Consider the following 24,373-nt stretch of genomic DNA (forward strand, 5'->3'; position numbering starts at 1 on the left):
CCCACCCAATCCCCCCACCACTGACCTGATGGAAGTGAGACCTCCATGACCACCACCCCGCCGCCCGTCCTCGTCGTCGGCGCGACCGGCTCCCTCGGCGGCAAGGTCGTCGACGAACTACTCAAGCGCGGCAAGAACGTCCGCGCCTTGGTCCGGCCGACCACCGACGCGAGCAGGCTCGAAAGCCGGGGTGTCGAGATCGCCCGCGGCGACATGCTCGACGTCGACTCGCTCGTCGCCGCCATGAACGGCGCCGATGCCGTCATCACCACCGCTGCCGGCTATACCCGCGGCGGCAAGAACGCGCACGACATCGACACCGTCGGCAACGCCAACCTCGCCGAGGCCGCCCACCGCTCCGGCATTCGGCGGTTCGTCCTGACCAGCATCCTCACCAGTGACCAGACGCCCCAGGTTCCGCACTTCTGGCACAAGAAGATCGCCGAGGACAAGCTCGAACAGCTCGGCGTCCCGTTCGTCGCCCTGCGCCCGGGGGCGTTTTTCGACCAGATCGCGAGCATGGCGGGTGACCCGGTCGACAAGGGCCGCCTGATCTGGATGAGCAAGGCCGCCGTCCCGCTGACCTGGGTCCACACCTCGGATCTCGCGGCGTGCCTGGCGGCGGCGGTCGACGCCGAGGCCGACGACGGCGAGCGCATCGACATCGGATGGGACCGTCCGGTCAGCATGCGCGAGGTGGCCGACCTGATGGGCAGCCGGGCCGGAAAGAAGATCAAGGTGTGGGCCGTCCCTTCGACCGTCACACGCGCATCAGGAGCCATCGTGGGCCGCTTCTCGCCGGTGGTCAAGGACATGGCCGCGATGTTCGGCTGGTTCGACACGGGCCGCTATGTCGCCGACACCCGCCGGCAGGAGCAGCTGTTCGGCCCCGTCCCCACGGCCGAGGACGCCATCGCCCGGTACACCGACGAGCTGAGCACGGCACGGCACCAGTGATGGGCGCCCGCGTCCCGGTCCAGTTGCCCGGGCAGGGGTCCCATCGATGTGTGGCGAACCGCCACGACGGATTCATCAGCGTGGACAAGCTCGTCGTCAAGGACGTCCCGTGCCCGCGATAAAGCCGGGCTGGGCACGGGATCCGAGTGCAGGCGTTCGGGGTGAACGAGGCGGAGGTGACGACCGGCAAGGGGCTCGCCGACTCAGATGTGACCTGTCGCGCATCCCGGGACCGAGGGTGCCGACGTGGTGATCGAGGCCCCGCAGGACAGCGGTCTGACTCTGGCGGCCAGGCGATCTACTGGTACGGACCTGCCGTGGTCGACGCTGGGCGCACTCCCGGAAATGCCCAGACAGCCCTCGGCTCCTCACCACGGCCTGGACCCCAAGTCCAGACAGACCCCGCTGATCCGGCGGGACGTCCACGGCCGGCCCGAACGGGGCGCGCTGGCAAAGGGCACGTACGCCACCGCAATCGCCACCACCCGCAGGCCGGCTCGCGCCGACATGCTGCGGTGGCTCGGTGTCGATCACCCGGTGATGGACGACGGCAAGATCGCCGCCACGCCCACACCGTCTGCCCAAACGGTGTGGGCGTGGCGCTGGTGCTGGTCGGCTGCGGAGCCCTGTCGGACACGCAAGGTCCGCGTCCACGGCACCGCCCATTTCACCGGCGCTGTTGGACGACCAGCGGACGATCCGGGACTTCGGCTTCGTCCCCTCCTGCGGCGACGCGTCCGGCACCCGCGCGTGGAGCAGCACAGCCGACTCGACACTCGAGGGCTGACCAACCGTATGACGACGGGCGACGAGGACTGTGTGTCGAGCCCTTGAGCGCGATGATGCGATCAGGCTGGAAGAGTGTCCGAGCCCGTTGGCTCGGGGTGGTTGCCGAGCAGTTGGAGAAGTCCGTCCGGGACGAAGAAGTCAACTGCCGGCGTGGTGCCGGGTTGGGCGGAGTAGCGATCGAGGTCGCGCACCCCTTCCGCGCGGAGGACCTCCTCGTCGATGAAGAAGTTCCCAGTGCAGTGCTCCGCCGGCTTGACCAGGATTGCGTGGGCGGCGTCGGCGACGATGGCGGGCTTTCGGCCGACTGCCGGGCCTGTAGCAGCGGCGACCACATTGCGCACAGCTGCAGTGTCGATCAACGTGAGCGGCCAGAGCGAGTTGACTCCGATCCCGGCATCTCGGACTTCTTCCGCCAGGCCGAGAGTGCACATACTCATCCCCATCTTGGACATCGTGTACGCGAGGTGCATACCGAACCATCCGGACACCATCCCCAACGGAGGCGACAGGTTCAGGATGTGCGGGTTGTCCGCGGCCTCGAGATGGGGCAGGCAGGTTTTTGACACCAGGAAAGTGCCACGCATGTTTACCTGATGCATCAGGTCGAAACGCTTCATTTCAGTATCCACGGTATTCGTGAGACTGATCGCGCTCGCATTATTGACACAGATATCGATGCCGCCGAACCGTTTCACGGTTTCCGATACGGCAGCGCTGACCTGGTCATCGGACCGAACGTCACAGGTGAGCGGCAACGCCTGGCCGCCAACAGATTCGATCTCGCGGGCGGCCGTGTAGATCGTGCCGGGTAGCCGCGGGTGGAGCTCCGTCGTCTTTGCAGCGATAGCCACATTTGCCCCGTCACGGGCCGCACGCAATGCGATCGCGAGACCGATACCGCGGCTGCCGCCTGTTATGAAAAGCGTCTTACCGGCCAACGTCGTCATGTCATCTCCTTCAAGGCCGTTGTGCCGACCGCGCAAAACCCTCGGGCCGCACGAATCGGGCGGTGTCAGGCCATCCGGTGCGCGGGAGGGTCGACCAGGCCGTCGCGCTGGAGTACCACCATGGCGACCACGCAGGCACTCGTCGCAGCACAGACGTCACCGATCGGTGAGTGCTCCCAAGCGGCTCAGGTCCGCGGGCGGGGGCCGTGCGGGAAATCACTGCCCGCACGGCCCGCGCCACGGTCACGTTGAGACCGTGCTAGTCGACGGTCTCCTCACGCAGCGCGGGGAAGACTTCGCGCCCGAGCAGTTCGAAGGAGTTCATCGTCTCTTCCTTCGACAAGGTCCCGAAGGCGCCCCACAGCAGGAGGTTCGAGGTCCCCAGCTCGTGTGCCTGCTTCAACAGCGTGTCGCGGACGGTGCTCGGTGACCCGACAATGAAGATCCCGAGATCTACGAGGGTCTCCCAGTTCATCGGACCGGATCCGGCGAAGGGACGGAAGAACGACTGGTAGAACTCGGTGTCGTACCCCTCGGGGACGGTGTTCTCGATGTCCTTCCAGACGACGGACTCCTTGTACAGCCCGAACATGTGGTTGAGAGCGGGCTCGGCGATGGCGCGGGCTTCCTCATCGGTTTCCGCGACGTAGACGTTCCTGAGCACCATCACGGAGTCCGGCCCTGCAGGGTTCCCCGCCTTTCGTGCCGCAGCACGGTACCTGTCGTGTGTGGCACGCAGCTTCTCGGTGGGCTGGAAAGCCGTGGAGATGTTGTAGCCCTTCTCGCCACACCAGTCGACGGTCTCCGGGCTGAGTGCGGTGACCCAGATCGGAGGCCGCTCCGACATGGACTGCCGCGGTTGCGGCCACATCGACGTCTCCGCGAAGTTCGAGTACTCGCCGGTATGCGTGAAGACCGGCTTCGAGAGCATCTCTTCGATCAGACGCAGACCGTCTTGAAACCGGGCTCGCGTTTCCTTCAGCGGGATGCCTTCGCGCTCGAACTCCCTTTCATCGACACCCCGGCCGAGGCCGATCTCGAGCCGCCCGTGGGTGAGATAGTCCAGCATCGCGTACTCTTCGGCCAGCCGACGCGGGTTGTGCATCGGCAGGATGTTCGCCATGACGCCGAGCTTCAGCCGCTGGGTGCGCTGAGCGAGCGCGGCGACCAGAAGATTGGCGGACGGGCTCAAGGCGTAGGGAGTGTAGTGGTGTTCGCTGAAGAACACGCCCTCGAAGCCGACACGCTCGGCCAGCTCCCACGCATCGAGGTGCCAGTCGAAGAGGTCCTGGGTGGCCTCGGTGTCGAACTTCGTGGGGTCGGGGGACCACGGGTAGTTGAAGTTGTCGAACAGCCAGGGCTTGATCATTTTTTGCCTCCGTCGTCGTTGGCGGATTGCTGGGGGTCAGGAGATCGGTGCGGAAAGGGCGGCATCGGCGGACATGTAGGTACCGATGCGGTTGCCATTGGTGATGGGAAGCTTCAGTTCTGACGGGTGTTCGGCATCGTGCAGGATGCTGACCCAGGAGGGACTGCGCCTGAGCAGATGGCCCGAGGCGACCACATCGACGAACCTCTCGGGCGGTTCGAGGTCGGAGGAGCTGACCTGAAGCTGGATACGCTGACCGGGAGTGAACACGTAGGCGGTCGGGGACAGCGAAATCTCGTACCGGTGCACCGCGTCAGGTGTCACGGGTTTGGGATTGGTGTAGGTGTGCTCGGGGAGCCAGGGTTCGGATCGAGCCTCGTCCACCTCCCGCAGAGTTCCGCGGAGCCAGCCACGAGTGAGCAGGTGGCGGCTGCCGTCGACATCGACCACCCACAACGAGAGGAACAGCAGCAACTCGTCGTCTGTGGTGGCCGCGTAAACCGTCGCGGTCGCCGGCCCGACCACTTCGGTGCGTTCGACCAGCGGGGGCGTGGTGAAGGTGACGGCGTCACGGCCGTTGTAAATGTTGTCCTCGTAGCCGGACGCGCCTTCGAAGGGCCAGTGCTCGTGTTCCGACAGCAGTCCTTCGCGGTGAAGGTAGAAGCTGTGCCACGCGGTCTGCGGCAATGGCCACTCGTGGGCGTCGAGCCAGGAGCCCTTACCGTCGTCGCCCTGCACGAACAACTGCACGGGCGGCTCGTCGAGGTAACCCGTGTCATTGCCCTTGAGCCAGTGGTCGAACCAGCGCAGTGACTCCTCCGCATACTGGTAGACCGGTCGGTTGAGGTAGATCGGCGGCCCGACGATCAACTTCTTGGGCGCGTCGATCTGCTTCCACGCCCGGAACTCGCCGGGCAGGTGCAGTCCGTACATGCCCCAGCAGGCGCCCAGCACGATGGGCACACGGATGGCCGTGAGGTCGGGGTTGCGTTCGTGCCAGTAGGGGCCGTCCACCGAGTTCATCAGCACGTCGACGATCAACGGGTGCGCGTTCACGTCCGGCGCGGCGAGCGCGGCCGCGAGCCCGGGCACCGCTGTGATGTCCGGGTCGGCGCGCAACTGCTCCAAGCGGCGGGCGTACTCCTCCTCGCCGAGCGCCTTCTTGCTCCATCCCTCGACCTGGACGTTGGCCAACTGCTTGGTCCACGACGTGACGAAGTTCCGGGCGAGGATGCCCCCGTGGTAGAACTTGTCGCGATAGAAATCGGTGTATCCGAACGGCGCGAACACGGCCTTGAGCGGTTCCGGGTTGCGGGCCGCGACCTGCTTCGCCGCTACGGCGAAGTAGGACACGCCGAACATCCCGACACCGCCCGTGCACCACGGCTGGGCCGCCATCCACTCGATGACGCCGACCATGTCGTCGACATCGCGCGGTCCGTAGTGGGAGTAGCGGCCGCCCGAGGTGCCGGTACCACGCGCGTTGACGATCACATGGACGTATCCGCGCCGTGCGTAGAAGTACGGGTCGCCGGCCTCGGCCTGAGCGTTCGCCAGGTTCATCGCACGAGGGCGTGAATGCGCGGTCTGCATGGCGGCGTCGTAGGCGTGCACCCCGAGCAGGCCAGGGAACTGGCCGTCGGAGTCCGGCCGGTACACCTGCGCGTCGAGCTCGACGCCGTCGTCCATCACGATGCGCACATGGCGCTCGACCCGCACGTCGTACTGTCGTGGCGAGGTGCGCCAGTTGACCCCGAACATCTCTACAGCTCCCCGAGGGCATCAAGCGCGGCGCGGGCCACGACCGCATCCTGAGCGCTGGCGCCGCCGCTCACGCCGATCGCACCGATCACGCGACCGCCGCCGGTGATCGGAAGCCCGCCGGCGACCGAGCAGAACCTGGGCACTGCCGGCATGTACGCCAGCGCCGCCGGGTCCATAGTGACGAAGGCGTGCACCTGCTCGGTGGGAGCACCGGCATTGGCAGCCGTCCAGGCTTTGTCGGATGCCACCTTCAGGGGCAGCAGGCCGGCGCCGTCCGTGCGCGCGATCGCGATCGGCTCACCGGCGACATCGCTGACGACGACCGCCGCCGGAATACCGGCCTCGCGTGCGCTCCCGACAGCGGCCTCGATCAGTCGGCGAGCCGTCTCGTAGCTCACCGTCGACCGCTCGAGGGTGGTCGGTTCCGAATCACTCATCTCGTTCCTTCCTCACTGTGACAGGCTTGGTGCAGCGCGGCACGGAGCAGGCGTGGGTCGTGCAGCGGATCCATCAGCGCCATCATCGACAGCGCTGTGGCAGCCAGATGCCGGGCCAGCTCCGCACCAGCGGCAACGGCATCCCCTCGGGACACCGCTTGCAGGATTCTGATGTCGTGCCCTATGACCACGTCCCAGGCGCTCGGTGTCTGAGTCATGTAGACGCGGCGATACCGGCTCGCGTGATCGGACAACTGCTTGATCTGCCGCAGCAACCGGCCATCGATGTCCGAGTACAGAACCGAGTGGTACCGCTCGTGCGGAGTCGTGAACCGGTCGTAGTCGCGCTGCTCGGCGCTTTGCCGCATCTCCTCGAGCGCCGCGGCCATCTCATCCCGTTCCCTCTCTGTCAGAGACGGGACACGCACGGTCAGCGCCAGCGGCTCCAGCACCAGCCGTGAGGCGTAGAGCTCCTCCAGGTCCTTCATTGAGAAGTCGGCAACCTGGACGCGGCGGTTGTGCCGCGAGACCACGAGCCCTTCCCGCTCCAACAACCGGCAGGCCTCGCGGATCGGGGAGCGGGACACCCCCAGGTCGCGCGACAGATCAGCTTGGGACACGACCGCTCCTGGCGGGAGTTCGCCGTGCAGGATCCGGTTGCGCAGCAATTCGTGAACCGCGTCGAGGGTGACGGTTCCCTGACCCGCCTCGCTCCCGGGCTCCGCTGCAGTCAGCGCGTCTGGTGATCGTTCGACCATCGTCGTAGCCCCTGCGTGTCTCGGTCCATGTGGCGACACTCAGCATTCTGTCGACAGATTCACCTACCGTCAAGATGATTCAGCACGAATATGGCCTTGTGAACACGCGATTAAGGGGTCATTCTGTAGACAGAACTGATACCAGCACTCAGGAGGCGTCATGGTCGAACCCGATCTGTTTCGTGCTGCCATGTCCCAGGTCGCTACTCCGGTCGTCGTCGTGACAGCGCTATCGGAGGAGCGCCCGCACGGCACCACCGTCGGCGCGTTCACTTCTCTGTCACTTGATCCGCCGATGATCTCCGTCGCCCTGGACCGGCAATCGGAGCTGCTGGCCAAACTGCGGGACGCCGAGCACTTCGGCGTCAACGTGCTGGCCAGTGACCAGAAGGTGCTCGCGGCCAACTTCAGCAAGAAGAGTCCCGACAAGTTCGCGTCGGTGGATTGGCGTCCCGACGCGGGACTGCCGCGGCTGCCCGGCGTTGCCGTGTGGTTGGCATGCCGGACAAGCGGACTTCTCGACGGTGGCGACCATGTGGTCGTGCTGGGAACCGTCGAGCACGCCGAGATAGGCCAGCGCTCGCCGCTCGTCTACCACGATCATGTGTTCTCGACCGTCGGGGCCATCACGGATGACGTGGTCGTCGGCGGCGCTCGCAGGGCGGCCGAAGCGTGATCACAGCACAGAGGCGCGAAGAGGCGCTGCGGTAGCAGCCTGACGTCCCTCATGGACGTCAATGACAGCCGTACCCAAGGCAGCGTGACCTTCGCCGCGAGCCTTGCCACAACACGGCTTGTCGCGTTCACAGTCCGGCGCACCTCCGGCTGCGGTCACGGCCCGGGCTGTTCGAACCGAACTAAACACTTGCGGGTCAAAGTAGAGCTGCTGGGCTCCCGAACCGGGACAATCGGTCGAGACCGCGCCCCAGGTGAGGCTTTCGGCGGTGGGCGCCATCTGCGAACTTGTGCCGGAGGAGCGAGCGGTCGAGTCGGCCCTTGACAAAGAACTTGCCCGTTCCGCCGCCAAGTGTGAACTCCCGCTCGTCGCGCACCGAAATCCGACCTCCGTCGTGGCGCTCGACTCCTCGTACTTGCCCTCCGGTCGGCCCATGAGTTGTCCGGACAGGAAAAGCTGCGCGCCTGCACATGTGCCCCCGGCCGGGTGGATCCGGCCGGGGGCACATGTGCAGGCTTGACGCCCGAAGGTCAGGCGTGGGTCGGGTAGTCGGTGTAACCGGTGTGGTCACCGCCGTAGAAGGTCGCGGGGTCCGGGGTGCTGAAGGGGCCGCCGGCAGCAAGCCGCTTGGGCAGGTCGGGGTTGGCCAGGAACAGGGCGCCGTAGGCGATCAGGTCGGCGGTGCCGTCCTCGATCAGCTGCAGCTCCTCCGGACCGGTGGGCCGCGGGGCGGTGAAGGGGTTGAGGATGTAGGTGCCCGGGAACTGCTTGCGCAGCCGGAGGGTCAGATCGCGGGCCTCGGGGGCCTCCATCTGGTGGAGGTAGGCCAGGCCGAGCGGGGCGAGCGCGTCGACCAGCGCAGTGTAGGTCGCCTCCACGTCGGTCCGGTCGGACTCGTCGATGTCGTTGAAGGGGTTTCCGGGAGAGATCCGGAAGCCGAGCTTGTCCGCGCCGATGGCTTCGGCGACGGCCTTGGCGGTCTCGACGGCGAAGCGGATGCGGGCCTGCGGCGAACCGCCCCAGCCGTCTGTGCGCTGGTTGGAGTTCGGGGCCAGGAACTGGTGGATCAGGTAGCCGTTGGCGCCATGCAGCTCCACGCCGTCGAAGCCGGCCTCGATCGCGTTGCGCGCGGCGGAGGCATAGTCGGCGATCGTCTCGCGGATCTCGGCTTCGGTGAGTTCCTTCGGCTCCACGAAGTCCTGCGGGCCGGTCTGCGTGTAGACCTGCCCCTTGGCCGTGACGGCGGACGGGCCGACCGGCTGAAGGCCCATCAGGCTCGGATGGCCGACCCGGCCGGTGTGCATCAGCTGCAGGTAGATCACACCGCCTTCGGCGTGCACGGCGTCGGTGACCTTGCGCCAGGCGGCGACCTGCTCGTCCGAGTGAATGCCCGGGGTGGCGGGGTAGCCCTGGCCGACCACCGACGGCTGAGTGCCCTCGGTGATGATCAGACCGGCGCTCGCCCGCTGCGCGTAGTAGGTGGCCGACAGGTCGGTCACGCACTGCCCGTCACCGTATGCGCGGCTGCGGGTCATCGGAGCCATCACGATGCGGTTGGCCAGCTGCTTGCCATTGAGGTCGTAGGACTGGAAGGCCGTTGCCATGGATCGTTTTCCTTGTCTCACAGGCGGGCCGCCGTTTACTGCAGCCCATGACGTACCAGCGCCGATCGCGCCGTTTACTGTCTGAACAAGTAAACCTCACCGAGCCATCCCCTCGCACTCGTGAGCCATGTCACCTCGACCGTTTTCGCGCAGCAGGGTCGGTCGAAAGCGGCGGTCTTGCCGGATCCACGGAGACTCAGCGACTCGGGTAGCGTCTACTTGTTCAAGCAAGTTCCGACACCCGCCCAGCGAGGAAGAAATGACCCAGCCGGAGAGAGCGGACGAAAGTCGCTCGAGCGCAGCCCGGACGACGCCGTCGGCTGACGGCCCCTTACCGCTGCCGCCTTCCGTCGCGGCCGGCCCCCTCAGTCACGCGATCTTTCGCGTGGGCCGCGTGCACCGCATGCTCGCGGGGCAGCTATTGCGCCGCGTCGGCCTCCACCCCGGCCAAGAACTGGTCATGATGCAGCTGTGGGACCGCGGCCCTCAGCGCCAGACCGACCTCGTCCGCCTGCTCGGGTCCGACGCCGCCACCATGACCCGCACCGTTCAACGCCTGGAGAACGCGGGCTTCGTACGTCGCCGCCCCTCACCCAGCGACAAGCGGGCCACCATCGTGGAACCCACGGCCGCCAGCAACGCCCTGCGGCAGGAGGTGGAGCGCGCGTGGCTCGATCTCGAGGCCAGCACCGTCAACGGCCTCACCCCCGAGGAGCAGGCCGAAGCCCTCGAAGTCCTGGGCCGGATCGAGGACAGCCTCACGCGGGCCGCGGCACAACTCGGCTGAGGGACCGGACCACACGACGGGCCGGAAGCCGCCATCCGGACCTGGGCTCAACCCGCCGCCTCGGTCCGGGGCCCCGGGCACTGCCGGGGCAGGGAGACAGGCAGGATCAGTTCGACGGCCAGGGCGGGTGTCGCGATCAGAAAGGAGAAGCGGAAGCCGTGCCTGCCCGGGATCTCGACCCGCCCGCCGTGTCCGCGGTGTTGGCCAGGAGCGGAGGGTCTGCCGAGCATGCTTGCGGCCCACAAGTCATCGCCGCAAGCGATGCCACAGTGACTTCACGGCGCCCTCTACGACTCCACGCCATGACCGCCGGCAGCAACCGACTACCTCTGCGAGTCACAAGAACCGTGTACCGGCCCAGCTGACGCGACCGAAGGTCCGTACAGTCGATCAGGCGGGGTCCTCGTCCAGCTTCGCCACCACCCGGTCGGAAATGTCAGCCAGCGTCCGCAGCTCCGCCGGGGTGACATGGTCCAGGAACAGCTCCCGCACCGCCTCCACATGCCGCGGAGCCGCCGCCTCGATCGCCGCACGCCCGACGTCCGTGATCACCACAAACGCTCCCCGCGCGTCTTCGGGGCACTCCTCCCGGATCACCAGCCCCCGTCCGGCCATCCGCGCGATGTGGTGGGACATCCGGCTCTTCTCCCACTCGAGCACCCGGGCCAGATCCTGGTAACGCTGCCGGCCTTCCGGCACGTCCGTCAGATTGACCAGCACGGCGAAATCCGCGGCCGATAGCTTCGACTCACTCTGCAGCATGCGTGACAGACGGCCCCCCAGCCGCTCATGCAACCGAACAAAGCTCCGCCAGGCGTGCTGCTCCTCCGCCGTCAACCACCGCACTTCGTCATCCATACAAGCGAGTGTAAAGGAGTTGACGGGTCACCCAGCTGAGAGAGGGCGTCCCATCAGCACACCATCCCGTGCACGGCGTGCGAGGCCCAGCGGTCAGGACGCGTATCGCGGTGTCCACTGCGCCGCCGAGATCGCGTCGCGCAGCTCGGCTTCCGTGGCCTCGGGTGCCACCCCGTCCTCCACCGCGGCCTTGGCCACGGCCAGCGCGATCTCGCGGGCCGCCTCCCGCATGCCCGCCAGCGGCGGCAGCAACGGGGTCGCCCCGTCCGCGCCCGCTCGTACCGCGCACTCCCCCACAGCCCGCGCCGCGGCCACCATCATGCGGTCGGTCACCCGGGAGGCCCGGCAGGCGGCCGCGGCCAGTCCGACGGCCGGGAAGACGTAGACGTTGTTGGCCTGCGCCACCGGCACTTCGCGCCCGTCCAGCTTCAGCGGCGGGAAGGGGGAACCGGCGGCGATCAGCGCCCGGCCGTCGGTCCAGCGGGCGAGGTCGGCGGGGTCTGCCTCGGCGTGCGAGGTGGGGTTGGACAGCGGAAGGACCACCGGCCGGTCGCAGGCCGCGGCCATCGTCCGCACGATCTCCTCGGTGAACGCGCCATGCGCAGTGGACAGCCCGATCAGCGCCGTCGGCTTCACCTCCGCGACCACCTCCGCGAGGTCGAGCGCACCGGCATCCCAGTCCCGTACCTCCGTGTCGTCGCGCGCGTAGACCCGCTGCTCGGGCGTGAGGTCGGTGCGGGAGCGCACCAGCAGACCGTCGATGTCGACGAACCAGAAGCGGTCGGCCGCCTGCTGCTCGGAGAGCCCTTCCTCGACGAGGGCAGTGCGGATCATGTCGGCGACCCCGATCGCCGCCGATCCCGCGCCGAGGACCACGACGCGGTGGTTGGTCAGCCGCGCTCCGGCAACCTTCGTGGCGGTGCTCAGCGCGCCGAGGGCCACAGCCGCGGTGCCCTGGATGTCGTCGTTGAAGGTCAGCAGCCGGTCCTGGTAGCGGCCGAGGATCGGGCGGGCGTGCGTGGTGGCGAAGTCCTCCCACTGAAGGAGGGTCCCTGGCAGTTCGGCCTCCACGGCGCAGACGAACGCCTCGATCATTTCGTCGTACGCCGCTCCGGTGACGCGGTGCTGCGCGCGGCCGAGATAGTGCTTGCCGGCCAGCAGCTCCTCGTTGTCGGTGCCGACATCGAGCAGGATCGGGAGGGTACGCGCCGGGTGGATGCCGCCAATGGCCGTGTAGAGGCTGAGCTTGCCGATCGGGATGCCCATGCCCCCGACACCCTGGTCGCCCAGGCCCAGGATGCGCTGGCCGTCGGTGACGACGATGACGTCGATCTCCGGGTTCGGCCGATTGCGCAGGATCTCCCGGAAACGGTGGCGGTCCTCGTACGTCAGGAACAGACCGCGTGGCTTGCGGTAGATCTCGCTGAAGCGGCGGCAGGCGTCGCCGACCGTCGGGGTGTAGACGATCGGCAGCATCTCCTCCAGGTGACGAGTCAGCAGGTGGTAGAAGAGGACTTCGTTGGTGTCCTGCAGCTGCCGCAGATAGATGTGCCGGTTGAGCGGTTTGTCGTACGCGAGGAACGCCTCGTACGCACGGTTCGCCTGTTCTTCGAGGGTCTCCGTCGCCGGTGGCAGCAGCCCGTCCAGGCCGAGTTCGATGCGTTCTTGCGAGCTGAAGGCAGTGCCCTTGTTGAGCAGGGGGTCAGCGAGCAGGGCCGCCCCGTGGGCACTGGCCGGGCTGGTCGAAGTCATGACGTTTCCTCACAGGTACACGGTGGACGGGTTCAGGGGCGGGGGATGTTGCGCAGGTTGGCGCGTGCCAGGTCGAGCATCTTGCCGACGCCTCCGTCGAGCACGGTCCGGCCCGCCGCGAAGGCGAACCCCTTCACCTGGGCGGCCGAGATGTGCGGCGGAATCGACAGCGCGTTGGCATCGGTCACCAGGTCGACCAGGACCGGGCCGTCATGGGCGAGGGCCTGCTTGAGGCCGGCGACGACGTCCTCGGGGCGTTCGATGCGGATCGCCTCGATACCCGCGCCGCGGGCGATCGCAGCGAAGTCCACCGGCCCGTGGTCGGTCTCGTACTCGGGCAGCCCCTCGACCAGCATCTCCAACTTCACCATCCCGAGGGAGGAGTTGTTGAACACGATCGTCTTCACCGGCAGGTTGTGCAACTTCACGGTGAGCAGTTCGCCCATCAGCATGCCGAGCCCACCGTCGCCGGACATGGAGATAACTTGGCGGCCACCATCGGCGAACTGTGCGCCGATGGCGTGCGGCAGCGCGTTGGCCATCGTGCCGTGCAGGAACGAACCGATCACCCGGCGCCGCCCGTTGGGGGTCAGGTAGCGCGCCGCCCACACGTTGGACATCCCGGTGTCGACGGTGAACACGGCGTCGTCGGCGGCGAGTTCGTCCAGAACGGAGGCCGCGTACTCGGGGTGGATCGGGATGTGCCGCTCGACCTTGCGGGTGTAGGCGGCGACCACCGTCTCCAGGGACTTGGCGTGCTTGCGCAGCATGCGGTCCAGGTAGGAGCGGTCCCGCTTCGCCTCCACCAGCGGCAGCACCGCGCGCAGCGTCTCCCCTACGTCGCCGTGGACACCGAGATCCAGCACCGTCCGGCGGCCGAGGTTCCCCACCTCGTGGTCGATCTGCACGGTCCGCGCCTGCGGCAGGAAGTCGTTGTACGGGAAGTCGGTGCCCAGCAGGACGACCAGGTCGGCGTCATGCATCGCCTCGTAGCAGGCGCCGTAGCCCAGCAATCCGCTCATGCCGACGTCGTAGGCGTTGTCGAACTGGATCCACTCCTTGCCGCGCAGCGAGTGTCCGACCGGGGCGGCGGCCTTCTCGGCGAGTGCCATGACCTCGGCGTGCGCGTCCCGGACGCCGGCGCCGGCGAACAGCATCACCTTCCGTGCCGCGTTCAGCTTCTCCGCCAGCGCCCGCACCTGCGTGTCCGGCGGGACGACGCGGCCGCGTTCGGTGACAAGGTCACTCGTGCCGGTCGGGTGGGTCGCCTGGGCGTGCGCGACGTCGCCCGGGATGACGAGCACCGATACCCCGTTGTTGCCGAGGGCGCGCTGCAGGGCGATCCGCAGCACCCGGGGCATCTGCTCGGGCGTGCCGATCATCTCGCAGTAGTCACTGCACTCGATGAACAGCCGCTCCGGGTGGGTCTCCTGGAAGAAGCCGGTGCCGATCTGGCGGGAGGGGATGTGCGAAGCGATCGCCAGCACGGGTGCACCGGAGCGTTGGGCGTCGTACAGGCCCTGGATCAGGTGGGTGTTGCCGGGGCCGCAGCTTCCGGCGCACACCGCGAGCTTGCCGGTCAGTTGCGCCTCCGCCGCGGCGGCTAGAGCGGCGGCCTCCTCGTTGCGGACATGCACCCACTCGATGCCGTCGGTGCGCCGTACCGCGTCGACCACCGAGTTCAGGCTGTCGCCCACCACCCCGTAGATCCGCTCCACACCCGCCTGGCGCAGGATGTCCACCATCTGCTGGGCCACGGTCACATCTCGCATCGCCGCACTTCTTCCCTCGGGCGCACCCGTGTCGTGCGGCTCCCGGCCGCCTCCGATATAGTTGATGCATCCACGATAGAGCTGGGACGTCCATGCGTCCAATAACAGTCTTCCGTGTTATCCATGCCGCATAGACATGGATGGAGGATCACGGCATGGATCTGCAAGCCCTGCGCTGGTTCCAGGCGGTCGCCGACGGGGAGACCGTCACGGAGACCGCCCGCCTCGCCAACATCACCCAGCCCGTCGTCACCAGGACCCTGGCCCGCCTGGAGCAGGAGGTCGGCGCCACGCTCCTGCGCCGCAGCGGGAGACGACTGCACCCGACTCCCGCGGGACGGTTGTTCAAGGAGTACGCCGACACCGTGCTGGCCCGGTGGGACGACGGACTGCGGGCCATCTCCGAGTTCGTGGAGCCCGACACGGGCGTGGTGCCGCTGGGCTTCATGCACACGTTCGGCACCTGGCTGGTGCCCGAGCTGATCAGCGGCTACCTCCACGCCCACCCCGGCGCCCGCTTCGATCTGCGCCAGGACGCAGACCGCGCGCTCATCGACACGTTGCGCTCCGGCGCCGTGAACCTTGCCATCACGACCCCCAGCCCCGATGCACCCGATCACCTGCGGTGGCGACGGCTCCTGACCGAGCCGCTGCTGCTCGCCGTCCCGCCCAGGCACCGGCTCGCCCGCCGCCAAAAGGTGCGGCTCGCCGAGGTCACCGACGAGCCGTTCGTCGTACTGCGTACCGGCATGGGACTGCGCACCCTCGTGGAGGAGATCTGCCACGAAGCCGGCTTCGCACCGCGCATCGCCTTCGAAGGAGACGAGGTCGCCACCCTGCGGGGCCTGGTCGGCGCGGGGCTCGGGGTCAGCCTGCTGCCCAGCCAGCAGCCGGGCCTCTCACGAGGAGCCGCCCCCGCCGAAGCAGCGCGCGGCGAGGGCGCCGTGCCCCTGATCCCGGTGAGCAGTCCCGTATGCGCCCGGCAGATCGGCCTCGCCTGGTTCGACGACCACCCACTGCCGCCTGCCTCACGTGCCTTCCGGGACCATGTGCTGCGCGAGTGGCCGGGATGAGAGAGCCGGCCACACCACCCCTCGGATCGGACGCGGCCCCCTTGGGGGCGTCGTCGCTCCTGCCGGAGTCGGAACGAGTCCGACTCCGGTCCCCCTGATCGTGGTTCCGGTGCCCTTCCCTCCGCCGGCCGAAACCGGTCACCGCCGCTCCGAGCTCCTCATCGCCGACGGCGAACTTGGTGCCTGCAGACGACCGCAGGACACCCATGTAGATGATGCATCAACTATATGCTTTGATTGATGCACCAGCACGAGATGCGCCTCGCGCGTGACGGAAGCCGCAAGCAGCACACGCCGAGATGCTTGACGCATCAACCTATAGAGTCTCGTGCGCAGTCATGTAAACCGCAAGGAGCCCCATGATGCAGTTCGGCATCTTCGGTGTCGGTGACATCTCACCGGACCCGACCACCGGCTACACCCAGAGCGAGGCCGAGCGGATCAGCAACCTGATCAAAATCGCCCGGCGCGCCGACGAGGTCGGCCTCGACGTGTTCGCGTTGGGCGAGCATCACAACCCGCCGTTCGTGACCTCGTCTCCCCCGGCGCTGCTCGCCCACATCGCGGCTCTGACCGAGCGGATCATCCTGAGCACCGCCGTCACTCTGATCACCACCAACGATCCGGTGAAGATCGCCGAGGACTACGCGATGGTGCAGCACGTCGCCAAGGGCCGCCTGGACCTCATGCTCGGACGCGGGAACACGGTCCCGGTCTATCCCTGGTTCGGCAAGGACATCCGTGAGGGCGTCCCGCTGTCGCTGGAGAACTACAACCTGCTGCACCGGCTGTGGCGCGAGGACGTCGTGGACTGGGAAGGACAGTTCCGCACCCCGTTGCAGGGCTTCACCTCCACCCCGCGTCCGCTCGACGACGTCCCGCCGTTCGTGTGGCACGGATCGATCCGCACCCCGGAGACCGCCGAGCAGGCGGCCTACTACGGCAACGGGTTCTTCGCCAACCACATCCTCGCGCCGAACTTCCACTTCAAGCCGCTGGTCAACCTGTATCGGAAGCGGTTCGAGCACTACGGCCACGGCACGGCCGAGCAGGCGATCGTCGGGCTCGGCGGTCACGCGTTCATCGCCAAGCGGTCCCAGGACGCGGTAAACGCCTTCCGCCCCTATTTCGAGAGCCACCCCGTCTTTCGGTCCTCGAACCTGGAGAACTACATAGCCGCCACGCCCCTGACCGTCGGCAGCCCGCAGGAAGTGATCGAGAAGGTTCTCACCTTCCAGGAGGGCTTCGGCGACTACCAGCGTCAGCTTTTCGGGGTAGACGGCCTCGGCCTGCCGGTCGACCTGGTGCTGGAGCAGGTCGAACTGCTGGGCACCGAGGTGGTCCCGGTACTGCGCAAGGAGATGGCGGCGCGCCGCAGCCCCGGTGTCCCGGACGCACCGACCCACGCCTCACTGGTCAAGGCGAAGTACGGTGACGCAGAGCCGCGTCAGCCGCGTCCGAACCCGAACCGGGGCGACAACCTGTCGGGCACCTCGCCTTACCAGGACAGCGACCCGGCCGTCGAGGCCGGTTTCCCGGCGGCGTTCTGATGGCCGGCGCCACCCGGCTGGCGAACGAGGCCTGGGACGCGATGTTCCGGGCCCAGGCGACCCTCGCACGCGAGTTCCAGTGCGTGGACGACTGGGGTGACGTCACACCACGCGAGTACGGCGTGCTCTACGCGCTGGCCGGGGCGAGCGACGGCTTGCGGATCACCGACCTGATCGACGACGCCCTGCTCACCCAGGCCGGGGTGTCCCGGCTCGTCGCCCGTCTGGAGCAGCGCGGCCTCATCCAACGCCGGCCCGATCCCGGCGACGCCCGCGCCTACCGCCTCTTCCTCACCGCCGACGGCCACGAGGTCCAGCGGCGCCTCGGCCGCGCACACGCCCGGCATGTCACGGCCGCGATGACCCGCGCCCTGACGCCCGAGCAGCTTCACACGCTGCGCGGGCTCATGCGAGCGCTGGTCGCCGCGACCCCGGCCACCGCCGCCCACCACCCGATAGCACCCGTGAGGAACATGGCATGAGCGATCTCACACCCCATGCGAGGCCGGTCACGATAGCCGTCGTCAACGCCGGCGTCAGTGAGCCGTCCTCGACCCGCCTGCTCGCCGACCGCGTCAGCCAGAAGACACTCGACACCCTCCAGGCGTCAGGCACGACGGCGACCGTGCGCTCGATCGATCTGGCTCCTCTCGCCACGGACATCGCGTTGGGCATCGTCTCCGGCATGCCCAACGCAAAGGTGCAGTCGGCCATGGAGCGGCTCGCCTCCGCCGACGCGGTCATCGCCGCCACCCCGGTCTACAAGGCGGGGATCAGCGGTCTGTTCAAGTCGTTCGCCGACCTGATCGACAACGATCTGCTGATCGCCAGACCGGTCGTCCTCGCCGCGACGGGCGGCAGCGCACGACACGCCATGGTCGTCGACGAGCAGCTCCGGCCGCTGTTCGCGTTCCTGCGGGCGCTGCCGATGCCCACTTCCCTCTACGCCGCCCCCGAGGACTGGGGATCCACCGACCTCGGCAAGCGCATCGCCCGCGCCGCGCAGGAGCTCTCCGTCATGCTGCGCAGCGGAGCGGGCCGGCAGATCGCCGACAGCAACTGGAACGGCTACCAGCACCAGTTCGGCGGCAACGCCACCCGGGCCCAACGGTCCCTGGACGACGTCGACTTCAGCACCGACCTCATGCGGCTCGCCACCGGCGGAAGCGCACGCCCACAAGGCGGTGACCAGGCCGATGCACGCTGACGCAACCGTTTCGGCATCCGAGCGAGCGAGTCGGCGCGCGACGGTCGTGGTCGTCGGCGGCGGGCAGTCGGGCCTCTCGGCCGGCTACCACCTCAAGCGACGCGGCTTCACCAGCGCCCTGACCGGCCCGGACGCCCCCGCCGGCGACCGGACCTTCGTAGTGCTCGACGCCGAGCCGGCGGCCGGCGGGGCGTGGCGGCACCGCTGGGAATCGCTGCGGATGAACACCGTGAACGGCATCTTCGACCTGCCCGATTTCCCGCAACCGCCCGTCGACCCCGACGAGCCCAGTCGCACCGCGGTACCGCGCTACTTCACCGCCTTCGAGCAGGCGACCGATCTGCCGATGCTGCGTCCGGTGACCGTCACCGCCGTACGGCGGGTGGACGACCGGCCCGACGGAGAGCTCACGGTCGAGTCCAGCGCCGGAACCTGGACAACCCGGGCGGTCATCAACGCCACCGGCACCTGGACCAACCCCGTCCGCCCCCACTACCCGGGGCAGGAGAGCTTCACCGGCATCCAGGTGCACACCCGCGACTACGTCTCGGCCGACCGGTTCGCCGGCCTCCGGGTCGCCGTCGTCGGCGGTGGCATCTCGGCACTCCAGCAACTGGAGGAGATCTCCCGCGTGGCCACCACCTTCTGGTACACACGCCGCGAACCCGTCTTCCGCGAGGGCAATTTCAATGCCGAGGCAGGCCGCGAGATCATCGCCAAGGTCGCCGCCGACGTCGAAGCGGGCAGGCCCACCGGCAGCGTCGTCTCCTACACCGACCTGGGCTGGACCCCGTACGCGCTGGCGGCGAAGGAGCGCGGGGCACTTGAGCGTCGTCCCATGTTCACCGCCATCGAACCCGGCGGCGTCCGCGAGGCGGACGGTTCCTTCACGCCGGTCGACGCGATCCTGTGGGCCACCGGCTTCAAGGCCGCCCTGGCCCACCTGGATCCGCTGGGGCTGCGCAACGAAATCGGCGGGATCACCCTGCGTGGCACCCAGGTGGCCGGCGAGCCGCGTGTGCACCTGATCGGTTTCGGACCGTCCCAGTCCACCGTCGGCTCGAACCGCGCCGGCCGTCAGGCGGTCAACAGCCTGCTGAGGCAGTGGAACACCACCTCGAACGGTATGCCGAGAGACCCGGGTTCCGCGGCACCCGCATACGCCGGGGACGGCAGGTCCAGCGAAGAAATAGGAGTCAGCTCATGAAGTTCCAAGTCCTCGACATTCTGCCGAACCTCAAGAACCCGGTGACCGGACGCGAGATCCGCCCCGACGAGCGGTACTCCCAGGCACTGACCTCCGCGCGCTACGCCGAGGAGTTCGGCTTCGACGCGGTCGCGCTCGGCGAGCGGCACGCCGGTGCCTTCCTCTCCAGCGGCGTCACGGTCCTGCTCGGCGCCATCGCCGCGACCACCAGCCGGGTCCGCATCCAGACCGGCGTCTCGGTCCTGTCGATCCACGACCCGCTGCGCGTCGCCGAGGACTACGCCACGATCGACCAGCTCTCCCGCGGCCGGCTCGAACTCGTCATCGGCAAGGGCAACGAGCTGCGTCAGCTGCCGATGTTCGGTATCGACAACGGCGACCAGTGGGACGCGCTGGCGGAGAAGTACGAGCTGCTGCGCCAACTGTGGCGTGAGGAGGACGTCACCTGGGAGGGCCGCTTCCGGGGACCGCTGAACAAGGTCACCAGCCTGCCGCGGCCCTTCGCCGGTGCTCCTCGGGTGTGGCACGGCTCGGCGACCACGCCGACCTCGGCGGGCCTCGCGGCGAAGTGGGGCGACCCGCTCTTCTCCGCCAACGCCATCCAGCCCCGCGACAACTACACGGCCCTCATCGACCACTACCGCACGGAGTACGGCCGACACGGGCACGACCCCCGGTTCGCCTACGTCGGCGCGGGCGCGGGCTTCCTCTACCTCGCCGACACGACCCAGGAGGCGCGGGAGGCCTTCGGGCCGATGTACGAGCAGATCGTGGCGTACTTCAACCAGCCCGGGAACCACACGCCCGGCAACGAGATGACGTTCGCGACCATCGACGACGCCATCGAGCGCGGCCCCGTCCTGGTCGGGTCGCCGCAGCAGGTCGCCGAGAAGATCCTGTGGTTCCACGAGGGGTTCGGTCACGACCTGCAGTCCTTCAGCCTCCCGACGGTGATCCCGCACGAGCAGCAGCTGGCCATGCTAGAACGGTTCGCGAGCGAGGTCATACCGACGGTCCGCAAGGCGGCCCCCACGACCCTGTGGAGCGATGCGGATCCCTACGGAGGCCGCCCCGCCGTCCATGGCCGAACCGTTGGCGACGCCGCCGATCAAGTCGATCGGGCGCAAGCCTGATCCCAAGGAGGTGGCCTCGCAGCCCGCGTCACGGGTGACCCGATCCCGGCTCCGCGGGAGAGCACCACCTTCACGATGGACCTCTGCCTGTCGCTCGGGGTACTGCCGCTCTCAGGTGGCACGGGTCTCCGAAATGCTGTAAATGCGGCCGTCGGGGGCGCGGAAGAAGCGGAAGCGGTTGTCGTACACGAAAATCGGAGTGACCCACTCGGCACCGTTCTGCTCCAGATTCGCCATGGCCTCCTCCAGATGGAAGGACTTGAAGCCCATAGCCATGGAGGTGGGTCCGGTCCGCCACGGGAGCTGAGGAGCCGCGGGGCCGTAGAGCTCGAACCGGCTTCGGTTCTCGGCGAGGAAGATGCTGTATTCCGGTATGTCGCCCAGCCCGTCGAGGATCAGCGCGCTGAGTCCCAGACCGTCCTCGACGAACTCCTTCATCCTGGGGACCTGTTCGGAGGTCAGTGAGATGCCGGCGAAATCGAGCTGCTTGATTCCGGCGGGACCGGCGGCGCTTTCGGACACCTGCTCGTCGGCGTCGGCATTGGTCTGCGCGAGTCTGTAGACGCGGTTGTCGGGGGCGCGGAAGAAGCAGTAGCGGAGGCTGGTCCCACCTGCTCCTTCCCCGGGGAGAACGCGAACCGGAGAGACCCGACGTGCACCATTCCTCTCCAGCACTTTGCCGGCCGTCGCAAGGTTCCTGACGTCAAACCCGAGTGCCGCAGAGGTCGTGCCGGTACGCCAGGGAGCCGGCGGAGCCTTCGGCCCGCAGAGTTCGAAGAGGGTGCCATCTGGCGCGCTGAACACGGCGGACTCCGCCGAACTGAAGACCAGTGCCAGGCCCAGGGCCATCTCGGTGAACTCCTTCATCACCGGGTACTGCTCGGCGGTGAGCGCGACTGCGGACCACTGCAGCCGGGTAATACCGGCAGAGTCCTTGGCGTCGGTCGGGAGGCCCTTTGTTGCTGCCTGCGCCACAGTGGAAGTGGCCGCGAGGGACACGCCCAAGGCCAAGCCCGCGGAAACGGCAGTGCGGCGTGTGAAGTGAGCGGACATGATCGGATACTCCTTGCGAGGACGGTCATCGCCGCCCCGGTAGCGTCGCTGTTCGCGGGGGCTTCAGCCGGACAGGCCGGCCTTGAACGCGGCCGTGAGCTGGATCACGCGCAGGGCCTGGTGGCGGGCGGCGTTGCGAGTGTGCTCGCCGACGGCGTTCTGGCCCTGGCCGTCAGTGTGTGAAGTGCCGTAGGGGTTGCCGTCCACGTACTTCACCGGGTCGGTGTAGCCGGGAGAGACGACGATGCCGCCGAAGTGGTGGATGGAGTTGTACAGCGCGAGCAGCGTCGACTCCTGTCCGCCGTGCGCGGTGGCCGTGGTGACGAAGCCGCTGTAGACCTTGTTGGCCAGCTTGCCCTGCGCCCACAGGCCGCCGAGGGTGTCGATGAAATGCTTGAGCTGCGAGGAGACGTTCCCGAAGCGGGTGGGCGTGCCGAAGATCACCGCGTCGGCCCACTCGATGTCGGTCGGGCCGGCCACGGGGATGTGGGCGCCGGCGGCGGCATGGGCGGCCCAGGCGTCGTTGGCGGCGATGGCCGCCTCCGGGGCGAGCTCGGGGACCTTGAGCAGGCGTACCTCCACGCCCTCCTTGTCGGCGGTGTCGCTGATCTCCTGGGCGATCTGGGCGCTGAATCCGGTCGCCGAGTAGTAGATGACGGCGAGCTTGACTGGGGTGGACATGGCTGAACTCCGGTGGGAACGAGGTCGTTGGGAAAAGCCCCAGCCCGACAATGTTGATGCATCATCTATAAGGCCGTCGAGAAGGCGGATGCCGGGACGCGTCCGGATCTAGGCCGCCTTGTCGCCGAGGAACTCCTCGATGGCGGCGAGGGTCAGGTCGGGCTGTTCCAGGTGGGGCAGGTGGCCGGCCTTGGCGACGGTGCGGAAATGGGCATTGGGGATCGAGTCGGCGTAGAGGCGTCCGTATGCGGTGGGCAGGACGCCGTCCTCCTCGCCCCACAGGACGAGGGCGGGGAGGGTGACGCGGTGCAGTCGGCGGCGCAGCTTCGGGTCATGGTTGAACCGCTCGCCGCCGTAGATCTCCAGTGCGACCCGGTTGGCGGCGGCCGTAACCAGCTGCTCTTCACTCAAGGTGGCGGGGTCGGGCAGCAGGGTGGGGTCGTGGAAGGCGAGGGGGCCGATCTCGGCGGGGGACAGTTCCCTGATGTCGACGGTCTTCGCCCGGCCGTCGGTGTCGATGCCGACTGCGTTGATCAGGACCAGCCTTCCCAGCCTGCCTCGGGTGTCGTGCAGGGCCATCTGAGTGGCGATCCAGCCGCCCAGCGAGCTTGCGATGACCACGACGTCCCGGAGCCGGAGGGTGTCGAGGAGGTCGAGGTAGGCCAGGGCGAGGTCGGTGGGGTCGTCGAACCAGTCGGGGCGGGGTTGGCCGTCGAATCCGGGATGGGTCGGGGTGATCACGTAAGTGCGGTCGGCCAGCGCGGTCGCAAGGCCGGCGACCGTGGCCGGTCCGTCACCGCCGTGCAGGAGCAGGACGCCCTTGCCGCCCGCGGCATCGACGTCACCCTGCTCGGTCACGGCGATGCTCAACCCGTCACGCAGTTCGACCAGGCGGGAGGAGAGGGTGGAGAAGGAGGGGAGGGAATCAGTCATCGTGGTCGTCGCCTCCGACGAGTACGGCAGAGAAAAGGGGATTACAGGGGCGTGGCGACGGAGGAGGCGGTGAGGCGACCCACAAACGGACGCGGGGCTTCCCGCTCCTCCACCACTGCACGGCTCAGCCGCGGAACAGTGCGCCGGAGTCGGGGACCGGGGTGTGGGCGCCGAGTGAGGACAGCAGCTGCCAGGAGGTGGCGGTGGAGGCGGTGATGACCGGCAGCCCGGCGACGGCTTCGGCGGCGGGGATCGCGGGCAGGGACGGCATCTGCACACACGCGCTCAGCACCACGGCGTCGGCGCCGCGGGTGTCGAGCCTGCGCACGATGTCGGGCAGGTTGGCCGGGTCGAGGCGTCCGACGGCGAGGTTGTCGTCCACCTCCAGGCTGACGGCGTCTTGGACCTCGATGCCCTCGGCCTCGATGTAGTCGGCGACCAGGGCGGTCAGGGGCTTCATGTACGGGGTCACGATCGACACCTTGCGCGCCCCCAGGTGCTGCAGGCCGGCCACGAGTGCCCCGGCGCTGGAGACGACGTCCACCGGCGCACCCGCGGCAGCGGCGGTCTTGGCCAGCCGCTGCTCGATCTCCCGGTGCACGCCGCGGCCCTGGGACATGATGGCGACCAGACAGGCGTACGCCATCACGTCCACCGCAGCGTCGGCCAGCTCGATCGCCGCCCGGTCGGCGTCCGCGTTCATGCGGGCGAGCTCTTCCGCGCTGACCGTCTTCATCCGCATCCGGCTGGAGTGGAACGTGAACCGGTCACCGGTCTGGGCCGTCACCCGGCGCAGGACCTCGGGTACCTCCGCCTCCATCGTCGTGTTGGAACTGGGCACCAGCATGCCCACACGGTAGGAACTCATCGGACTGTGCCTTTCATGGGAAAGATCGAAAAGTCGGAGAAGGAGCACTGCGGCCGGAGTCGCGGTCATCCGCTGGACGCCGGCCGCCGTGGGCGTTCTCTGTGGTTGGTTCTCAGGTGGTGGGGGTGTGGAGGCTGCGGTCGGCCAGCCAGTCAAGGACGGTGGTTGCCGCTTCCGCGAGTTGTTCGGGCTGGTTGC

Annotated in this window: 24 protein-coding genes; 10 read left to right on the top strand and 14 right to left on the bottom strand. The window is 68.1% G+C overall.

Features of this window, described 5'->3' with window-relative positions; genetic code table 11:
* Window positions 1-45: 45 nt before the first annotated feature.
* Window positions 46-957, top strand: coding sequence for an SDR family oxidoreductase (locus ACFYXF_RS47945; protein WP_389359955.1), 912 nt, complete (start codon window positions 46-48; stop codon window positions 955-957).
* Between the two features lie 246 nt (window positions 958-1,203).
* Window positions 1,204-1,791 (top strand): hypothetical protein, encoded by a 588-nt coding sequence (locus ACFYXF_RS47950; protein WP_389359957.1) that lies wholly within the window; start codon window positions 1,204-1,206, stop codon window positions 1,789-1,791.
* 14 nt (window positions 1,792-1,805) lie between these two features.
* Here the strand turns inward: ACFYXF_RS47950 and ACFYXF_RS47955 are convergent, their stop codons facing one another.
* The 5 genes from ACFYXF_RS47955 to ACFYXF_RS47975 all read right to left on the bottom strand — a co-directional run bounded on the left by ACFYXF_RS47955 (window position 1,806) and on the right by ACFYXF_RS47975 (window position 7,021).
* The gene (locus ACFYXF_RS47955; protein WP_389359959.1) at window positions 1,806-2,693 is read right to left on the bottom strand and encodes an SDR family oxidoreductase; all 888 of its coding nucleotides are present in this window, start codon (window positions 2,691-2,693) and stop codon (window positions 1,806-1,808) included.
* A gap of 259 nt (window positions 2,694-2,952) precedes the next feature.
* Window positions 2,953-4,062: an LLM class flavin-dependent oxidoreductase gene (locus ACFYXF_RS47960; protein ID WP_389359961.1), complete on the bottom strand. Its 1,110-nt coding sequence runs from the start codon at window positions 4,060-4,062 to the stop codon at window positions 2,953-2,955.
* A 36-nt stretch (window positions 4,063-4,098) separates the two neighbouring features.
* A complete protein-coding gene (locus ACFYXF_RS47965; RefSeq protein ID WP_389359963.1) occupies window positions 4,099-5,823 on the bottom strand; it encodes a CocE/NonD family hydrolase in 1,725 nt (574 codons plus the stop codon).
* 2 nt (window positions 5,824-5,825) lie between these two features.
* Window positions 5,826-6,263, bottom strand: a complete 438-nt coding sequence (locus ACFYXF_RS47970; RefSeq protein WP_389359965.1) for a heme-binding protein — start codon at window positions 6,261-6,263, stop codon at window positions 5,826-5,828.
* The gene (locus tag ACFYXF_RS47975; protein WP_389359967.1) at window positions 6,260-7,021 is read right to left on the bottom strand and encodes a GntR family transcriptional regulator; all 762 of its coding nucleotides are present in this window, start codon (window positions 7,019-7,021) and stop codon (window positions 6,260-6,262) included. The genes ACFYXF_RS47970 and ACFYXF_RS47975 overlap by 4 nt, the downstream gene beginning before the upstream one ends.
* 160 nt (window positions 7,022-7,181) lie before the next feature.
* Here ACFYXF_RS47975 and ACFYXF_RS47980 point away from each other — a divergent pair, with 160 nt between their 5' ends.
* The gene (locus ACFYXF_RS47980) at window positions 7,182-7,697 is read left to right on the top strand and encodes a flavin reductase family protein (protein WP_389359969.1); all 516 of its coding nucleotides are present in this window, start codon (window positions 7,182-7,184) and stop codon (window positions 7,695-7,697) included.
* Window positions 7,698-8,227: 530 nt separating this feature from the next.
* Here the strand turns inward: ACFYXF_RS47980 and ACFYXF_RS47985 are convergent.
* Window positions 8,228-9,301: an alkene reductase gene (locus tag ACFYXF_RS47985; protein ID WP_389359971.1), complete on the bottom strand. Its 1,074-nt coding sequence runs from the start codon at window positions 9,299-9,301 to the stop codon at window positions 8,228-8,230.
* A 259-nt stretch (window positions 9,302-9,560) separates the two neighbouring features.
* Between ACFYXF_RS47985 and ACFYXF_RS47990 the strand changes: the two genes are divergently transcribed.
* Window positions 9,561-10,088, top strand: coding sequence for a MarR family winged helix-turn-helix transcriptional regulator (locus tag ACFYXF_RS47990; protein ID WP_389359973.1), 528 nt, complete (start codon window positions 9,561-9,563; stop codon window positions 10,086-10,088).
* Between the two features lie 47 nt (window positions 10,089-10,135).
* Here the strand turns inward: ACFYXF_RS47990 and ACFYXF_RS47995 are convergent, their stop codons facing one another.
* The 4 genes from ACFYXF_RS47995 to ACFYXF_RS48010 all read right to left on the bottom strand — a co-directional run bounded on the left by ACFYXF_RS47995 (window position 10,136) and on the right by ACFYXF_RS48010 (window position 14,470).
* Window positions 10,136-10,318 (bottom strand): hypothetical protein, encoded by a 183-nt coding sequence (locus ACFYXF_RS47995; protein ID WP_389359975.1) that lies wholly within the window; start codon window positions 10,316-10,318, stop codon window positions 10,136-10,138.
* A gap of 160 nt (window positions 10,319-10,478) precedes the next feature.
* A complete protein-coding gene (locus ACFYXF_RS48000) occupies window positions 10,479-10,946 on the bottom strand; it encodes a MarR family winged helix-turn-helix transcriptional regulator (protein ID WP_389359977.1) in 468 nt (155 codons plus the stop codon).
* Window positions 10,947-11,039: 93 nt separating this feature from the next.
* The gene (locus tag ACFYXF_RS48005; protein WP_389359979.1) at window positions 11,040-12,698 is read right to left on the bottom strand and encodes an NAD-dependent malic enzyme; all 1,659 of its coding nucleotides are present in this window, start codon (window positions 12,696-12,698) and stop codon (window positions 11,040-11,042) included.
* A gap of 32 nt (window positions 12,699-12,730) precedes the next feature.
* Window positions 12,731-14,470: a pyruvate dehydrogenase gene (locus tag ACFYXF_RS48010; protein WP_389359981.1), complete on the bottom strand. Its 1,740-nt coding sequence runs from the start codon at window positions 14,468-14,470 to the stop codon at window positions 12,731-12,733.
* Window positions 14,471-14,625: 155 nt separating this feature from the next.
* Here ACFYXF_RS48010 and ACFYXF_RS48015 point away from each other — a divergent pair, with 155 nt between their 5' ends.
* From ACFYXF_RS48015 to ACFYXF_RS48040, 6 genes are all read left to right on the top strand, one after another.
* Window positions 14,626-15,543: a LysR family transcriptional regulator gene (locus ACFYXF_RS48015; RefSeq protein WP_389359983.1), complete on the top strand. Its 918-nt coding sequence runs from the start codon at window positions 14,626-14,628 to the stop codon at window positions 15,541-15,543.
* A 362-nt stretch (window positions 15,544-15,905) separates the two neighbouring features.
* Window positions 15,906-17,093: a CE1758 family FMN-dependent luciferase-like monooxygenase gene (locus tag ACFYXF_RS48020; protein ID WP_389360005.1), complete on the top strand. Its 1,188-nt coding sequence runs from the start codon at window positions 15,906-15,908 to the stop codon at window positions 17,091-17,093.
* On the top strand, window positions 17,093-17,575 hold the full coding sequence (locus ACFYXF_RS48025) for a MarR family winged helix-turn-helix transcriptional regulator (protein WP_389359985.1): 483 nt from the start codon (window positions 17,093-17,095) through the stop codon (window positions 17,573-17,575). The genes ACFYXF_RS48020 and ACFYXF_RS48025 overlap by 1 nt, the downstream gene beginning before the upstream one ends.
* Window positions 17,572-18,300: a CE1759 family FMN reductase gene (locus ACFYXF_RS48030; RefSeq protein ID WP_389359987.1), complete on the top strand. Its 729-nt coding sequence runs from the start codon at window positions 17,572-17,574 to the stop codon at window positions 18,298-18,300. The genes ACFYXF_RS48025 and ACFYXF_RS48030 overlap by 4 nt, the downstream gene beginning before the upstream one ends.
* A complete protein-coding gene (locus tag ACFYXF_RS48035) occupies window positions 18,290-19,507 on the top strand; it encodes a flavin-containing monooxygenase (RefSeq protein ID WP_389359989.1) in 1,218 nt (405 codons plus the stop codon). The genes ACFYXF_RS48030 and ACFYXF_RS48035 overlap by 11 nt, the downstream gene beginning before the upstream one ends.
* The gene (locus tag ACFYXF_RS48040; protein ID WP_389359991.1) at window positions 19,504-20,640 is read left to right on the top strand and encodes an LLM class flavin-dependent oxidoreductase; all 1,137 of its coding nucleotides are present in this window, start codon (window positions 19,504-19,506) and stop codon (window positions 20,638-20,640) included. Before ACFYXF_RS48035 ends, ACFYXF_RS48040 begins: the two co-directional genes overlap by 4 nt.
* Window positions 20,641-20,751: 111 nt before the next feature.
* On the opposite strand, the gene ACFYXF_RS48045 is transcribed toward ACFYXF_RS48040, so the two are convergent.
* From ACFYXF_RS48045 to ACFYXF_RS48060, 4 genes are all read right to left on the bottom strand, one after another.
* The gene (locus tag ACFYXF_RS48045) at window positions 20,752-21,693 is read right to left on the bottom strand and encodes a hypothetical protein (protein WP_389359993.1); all 942 of its coding nucleotides are present in this window, start codon (window positions 21,691-21,693) and stop codon (window positions 20,752-20,754) included.
* A gap of 63 nt (window positions 21,694-21,756) precedes the next feature.
* Entirely contained in the window at window positions 21,757-22,374 is a 618-nt protein-coding gene (gene wrbA / locus ACFYXF_RS48050) for an NAD(P)H:quinone oxidoreductase (RefSeq protein WP_389359995.1), read from the bottom strand.
* 108 nt (window positions 22,375-22,482) lie between these two features.
* A complete protein-coding gene (locus tag ACFYXF_RS48055) occupies window positions 22,483-23,307 on the bottom strand; it encodes an alpha/beta fold hydrolase (protein ID WP_389359997.1) in 825 nt (274 codons plus the stop codon).
* A gap of 124 nt (window positions 23,308-23,431) precedes the next feature.
* The gene (locus ACFYXF_RS48060) at window positions 23,432-24,154 is read right to left on the bottom strand and encodes an Asp/Glu racemase (RefSeq protein WP_389359999.1); all 723 of its coding nucleotides are present in this window, start codon (window positions 24,152-24,154) and stop codon (window positions 23,432-23,434) included.
* Window positions 24,155-24,373: the final 219 nt, after the last annotated feature.

The sequence above is a fragment of the Streptomyces sp. NPDC002680 genome (assembly GCF_042889145.1).
Lineage (GTDB): Bacteria > Actinomycetota > Actinomycetes > Streptomycetales > Streptomycetaceae > Streptomyces > Streptomyces adonidis.

Bases quoted from the DNA above. Each gene is read 5' to 3' on its own strand.
- ACFYXF_RS47945 (WP_389359955.1), top strand. From the start codon at position 46: ATGACCACCACCCCGCCGCCCGTCCTCGTCGTCGGCGCGACCGGCTCC.
- ACFYXF_RS47955 (WP_389359959.1), bottom strand. From the start codon at position 2,693: ATGACGACGTTGGCCGGTAAGACGCTTTTCATAACAGGCGGCAGCCGC.
- ACFYXF_RS47960 (WP_389359961.1), bottom strand. From the start codon at position 4,062: ATGATCAAGCCCTGGCTGTTCGACAACTTCAACTACCCGTGGTCCCCC.
- ACFYXF_RS47965 (WP_389359963.1), bottom strand. From the start codon at position 5,823: ATGTTCGGGGTCAACTGGCGCACCTCGCCACGACAGTACGACGTGCGG.
- ACFYXF_RS47970 (WP_389359965.1), bottom strand. From the start codon at position 6,263: ATGAGTGATTCGGAACCGACCACCCTCGAGCGGTCGACGGTGAGCTAC.
- ACFYXF_RS47975 (WP_389359967.1), bottom strand. From the start codon at position 7,021: ATGGTCGAACGATCACCAGACGCGCTGACTGCAGCGGAGCCCGGGAGC.
- ACFYXF_RS47980 (WP_389359969.1), top strand. From the start codon at position 7,182: ATGGTCGAACCCGATCTGTTTCGTGCTGCCATGTCCCAGGTCGCTACT.
- ACFYXF_RS47985 (WP_389359971.1), bottom strand. From the start codon at position 9,301: ATGGCAACGGCCTTCCAGTCCTACGACCTCAATGGCAAGCAGCTGGCC.
- ACFYXF_RS47990 (WP_389359973.1), top strand. From the start codon at position 9,561: ATGACCCAGCCGGAGAGAGCGGACGAAAGTCGCTCGAGCGCAGCCCGG.
- ACFYXF_RS47995 (WP_389359975.1), bottom strand. From the start codon at position 10,318: ATGCTCGGCAGACCCTCCGCTCCTGGCCAACACCGCGGACACGGCGGG.
- ACFYXF_RS48000 (WP_389359977.1), bottom strand. From the start codon at position 10,946: ATGGATGACGAAGTGCGGTGGTTGACGGCGGAGGAGCAGCACGCCTGG.
- ACFYXF_RS48005 (WP_389359979.1), bottom strand. From the start codon at position 12,698: ATGACTTCGACCAGCCCGGCCAGTGCCCACGGGGCGGCCCTGCTCGCT.
- ACFYXF_RS48010 (WP_389359981.1), bottom strand. From the start codon at position 14,470: ATGCGAGATGTGACCGTGGCCCAGCAGATGGTGGACATCCTGCGCCAG.
- ACFYXF_RS48015 (WP_389359983.1), top strand. From the start codon at position 14,626: ATGGATCTGCAAGCCCTGCGCTGGTTCCAGGCGGTCGCCGACGGGGAG.
- ACFYXF_RS48020 (WP_389360005.1), top strand. From the start codon at position 15,906: ATGCAGTTCGGCATCTTCGGTGTCGGTGACATCTCACCGGACCCGACC.
- ACFYXF_RS48025 (WP_389359985.1), top strand. From the start codon at position 17,093: ATGGCCGGCGCCACCCGGCTGGCGAACGAGGCCTGGGACGCGATGTTC.
- ACFYXF_RS48030 (WP_389359987.1), top strand. From the start codon at position 17,572: ATGAGCGATCTCACACCCCATGCGAGGCCGGTCACGATAGCCGTCGTC.
- ACFYXF_RS48035 (WP_389359989.1), top strand. From the start codon at position 18,290: ATGCACGCTGACGCAACCGTTTCGGCATCCGAGCGAGCGAGTCGGCGC.
- ACFYXF_RS48040 (WP_389359991.1), top strand. From the start codon at position 19,504: ATGAAGTTCCAAGTCCTCGACATTCTGCCGAACCTCAAGAACCCGGTG.
- ACFYXF_RS48045 (WP_389359993.1), bottom strand. From the start codon at position 21,693: ATGTCCGCTCACTTCACACGCCGCACTGCCGTTTCCGCGGGCTTGGCC.
- wrbA (WP_389359995.1), bottom strand. From the start codon at position 22,374: ATGTCCACCCCAGTCAAGCTCGCCGTCATCTACTACTCGGCGACCGGA.
- ACFYXF_RS48055 (WP_389359997.1), bottom strand. From the start codon at position 23,307: ATGACTGATTCCCTCCCCTCCTTCTCCACCCTCTCCTCCCGCCTGGTC.
- ACFYXF_RS48060 (WP_389359999.1), bottom strand. From the start codon at position 24,154: ATGCTGGTGCCCAGTTCCAACACGACGATGGAGGCGGAGGTACCCGAG.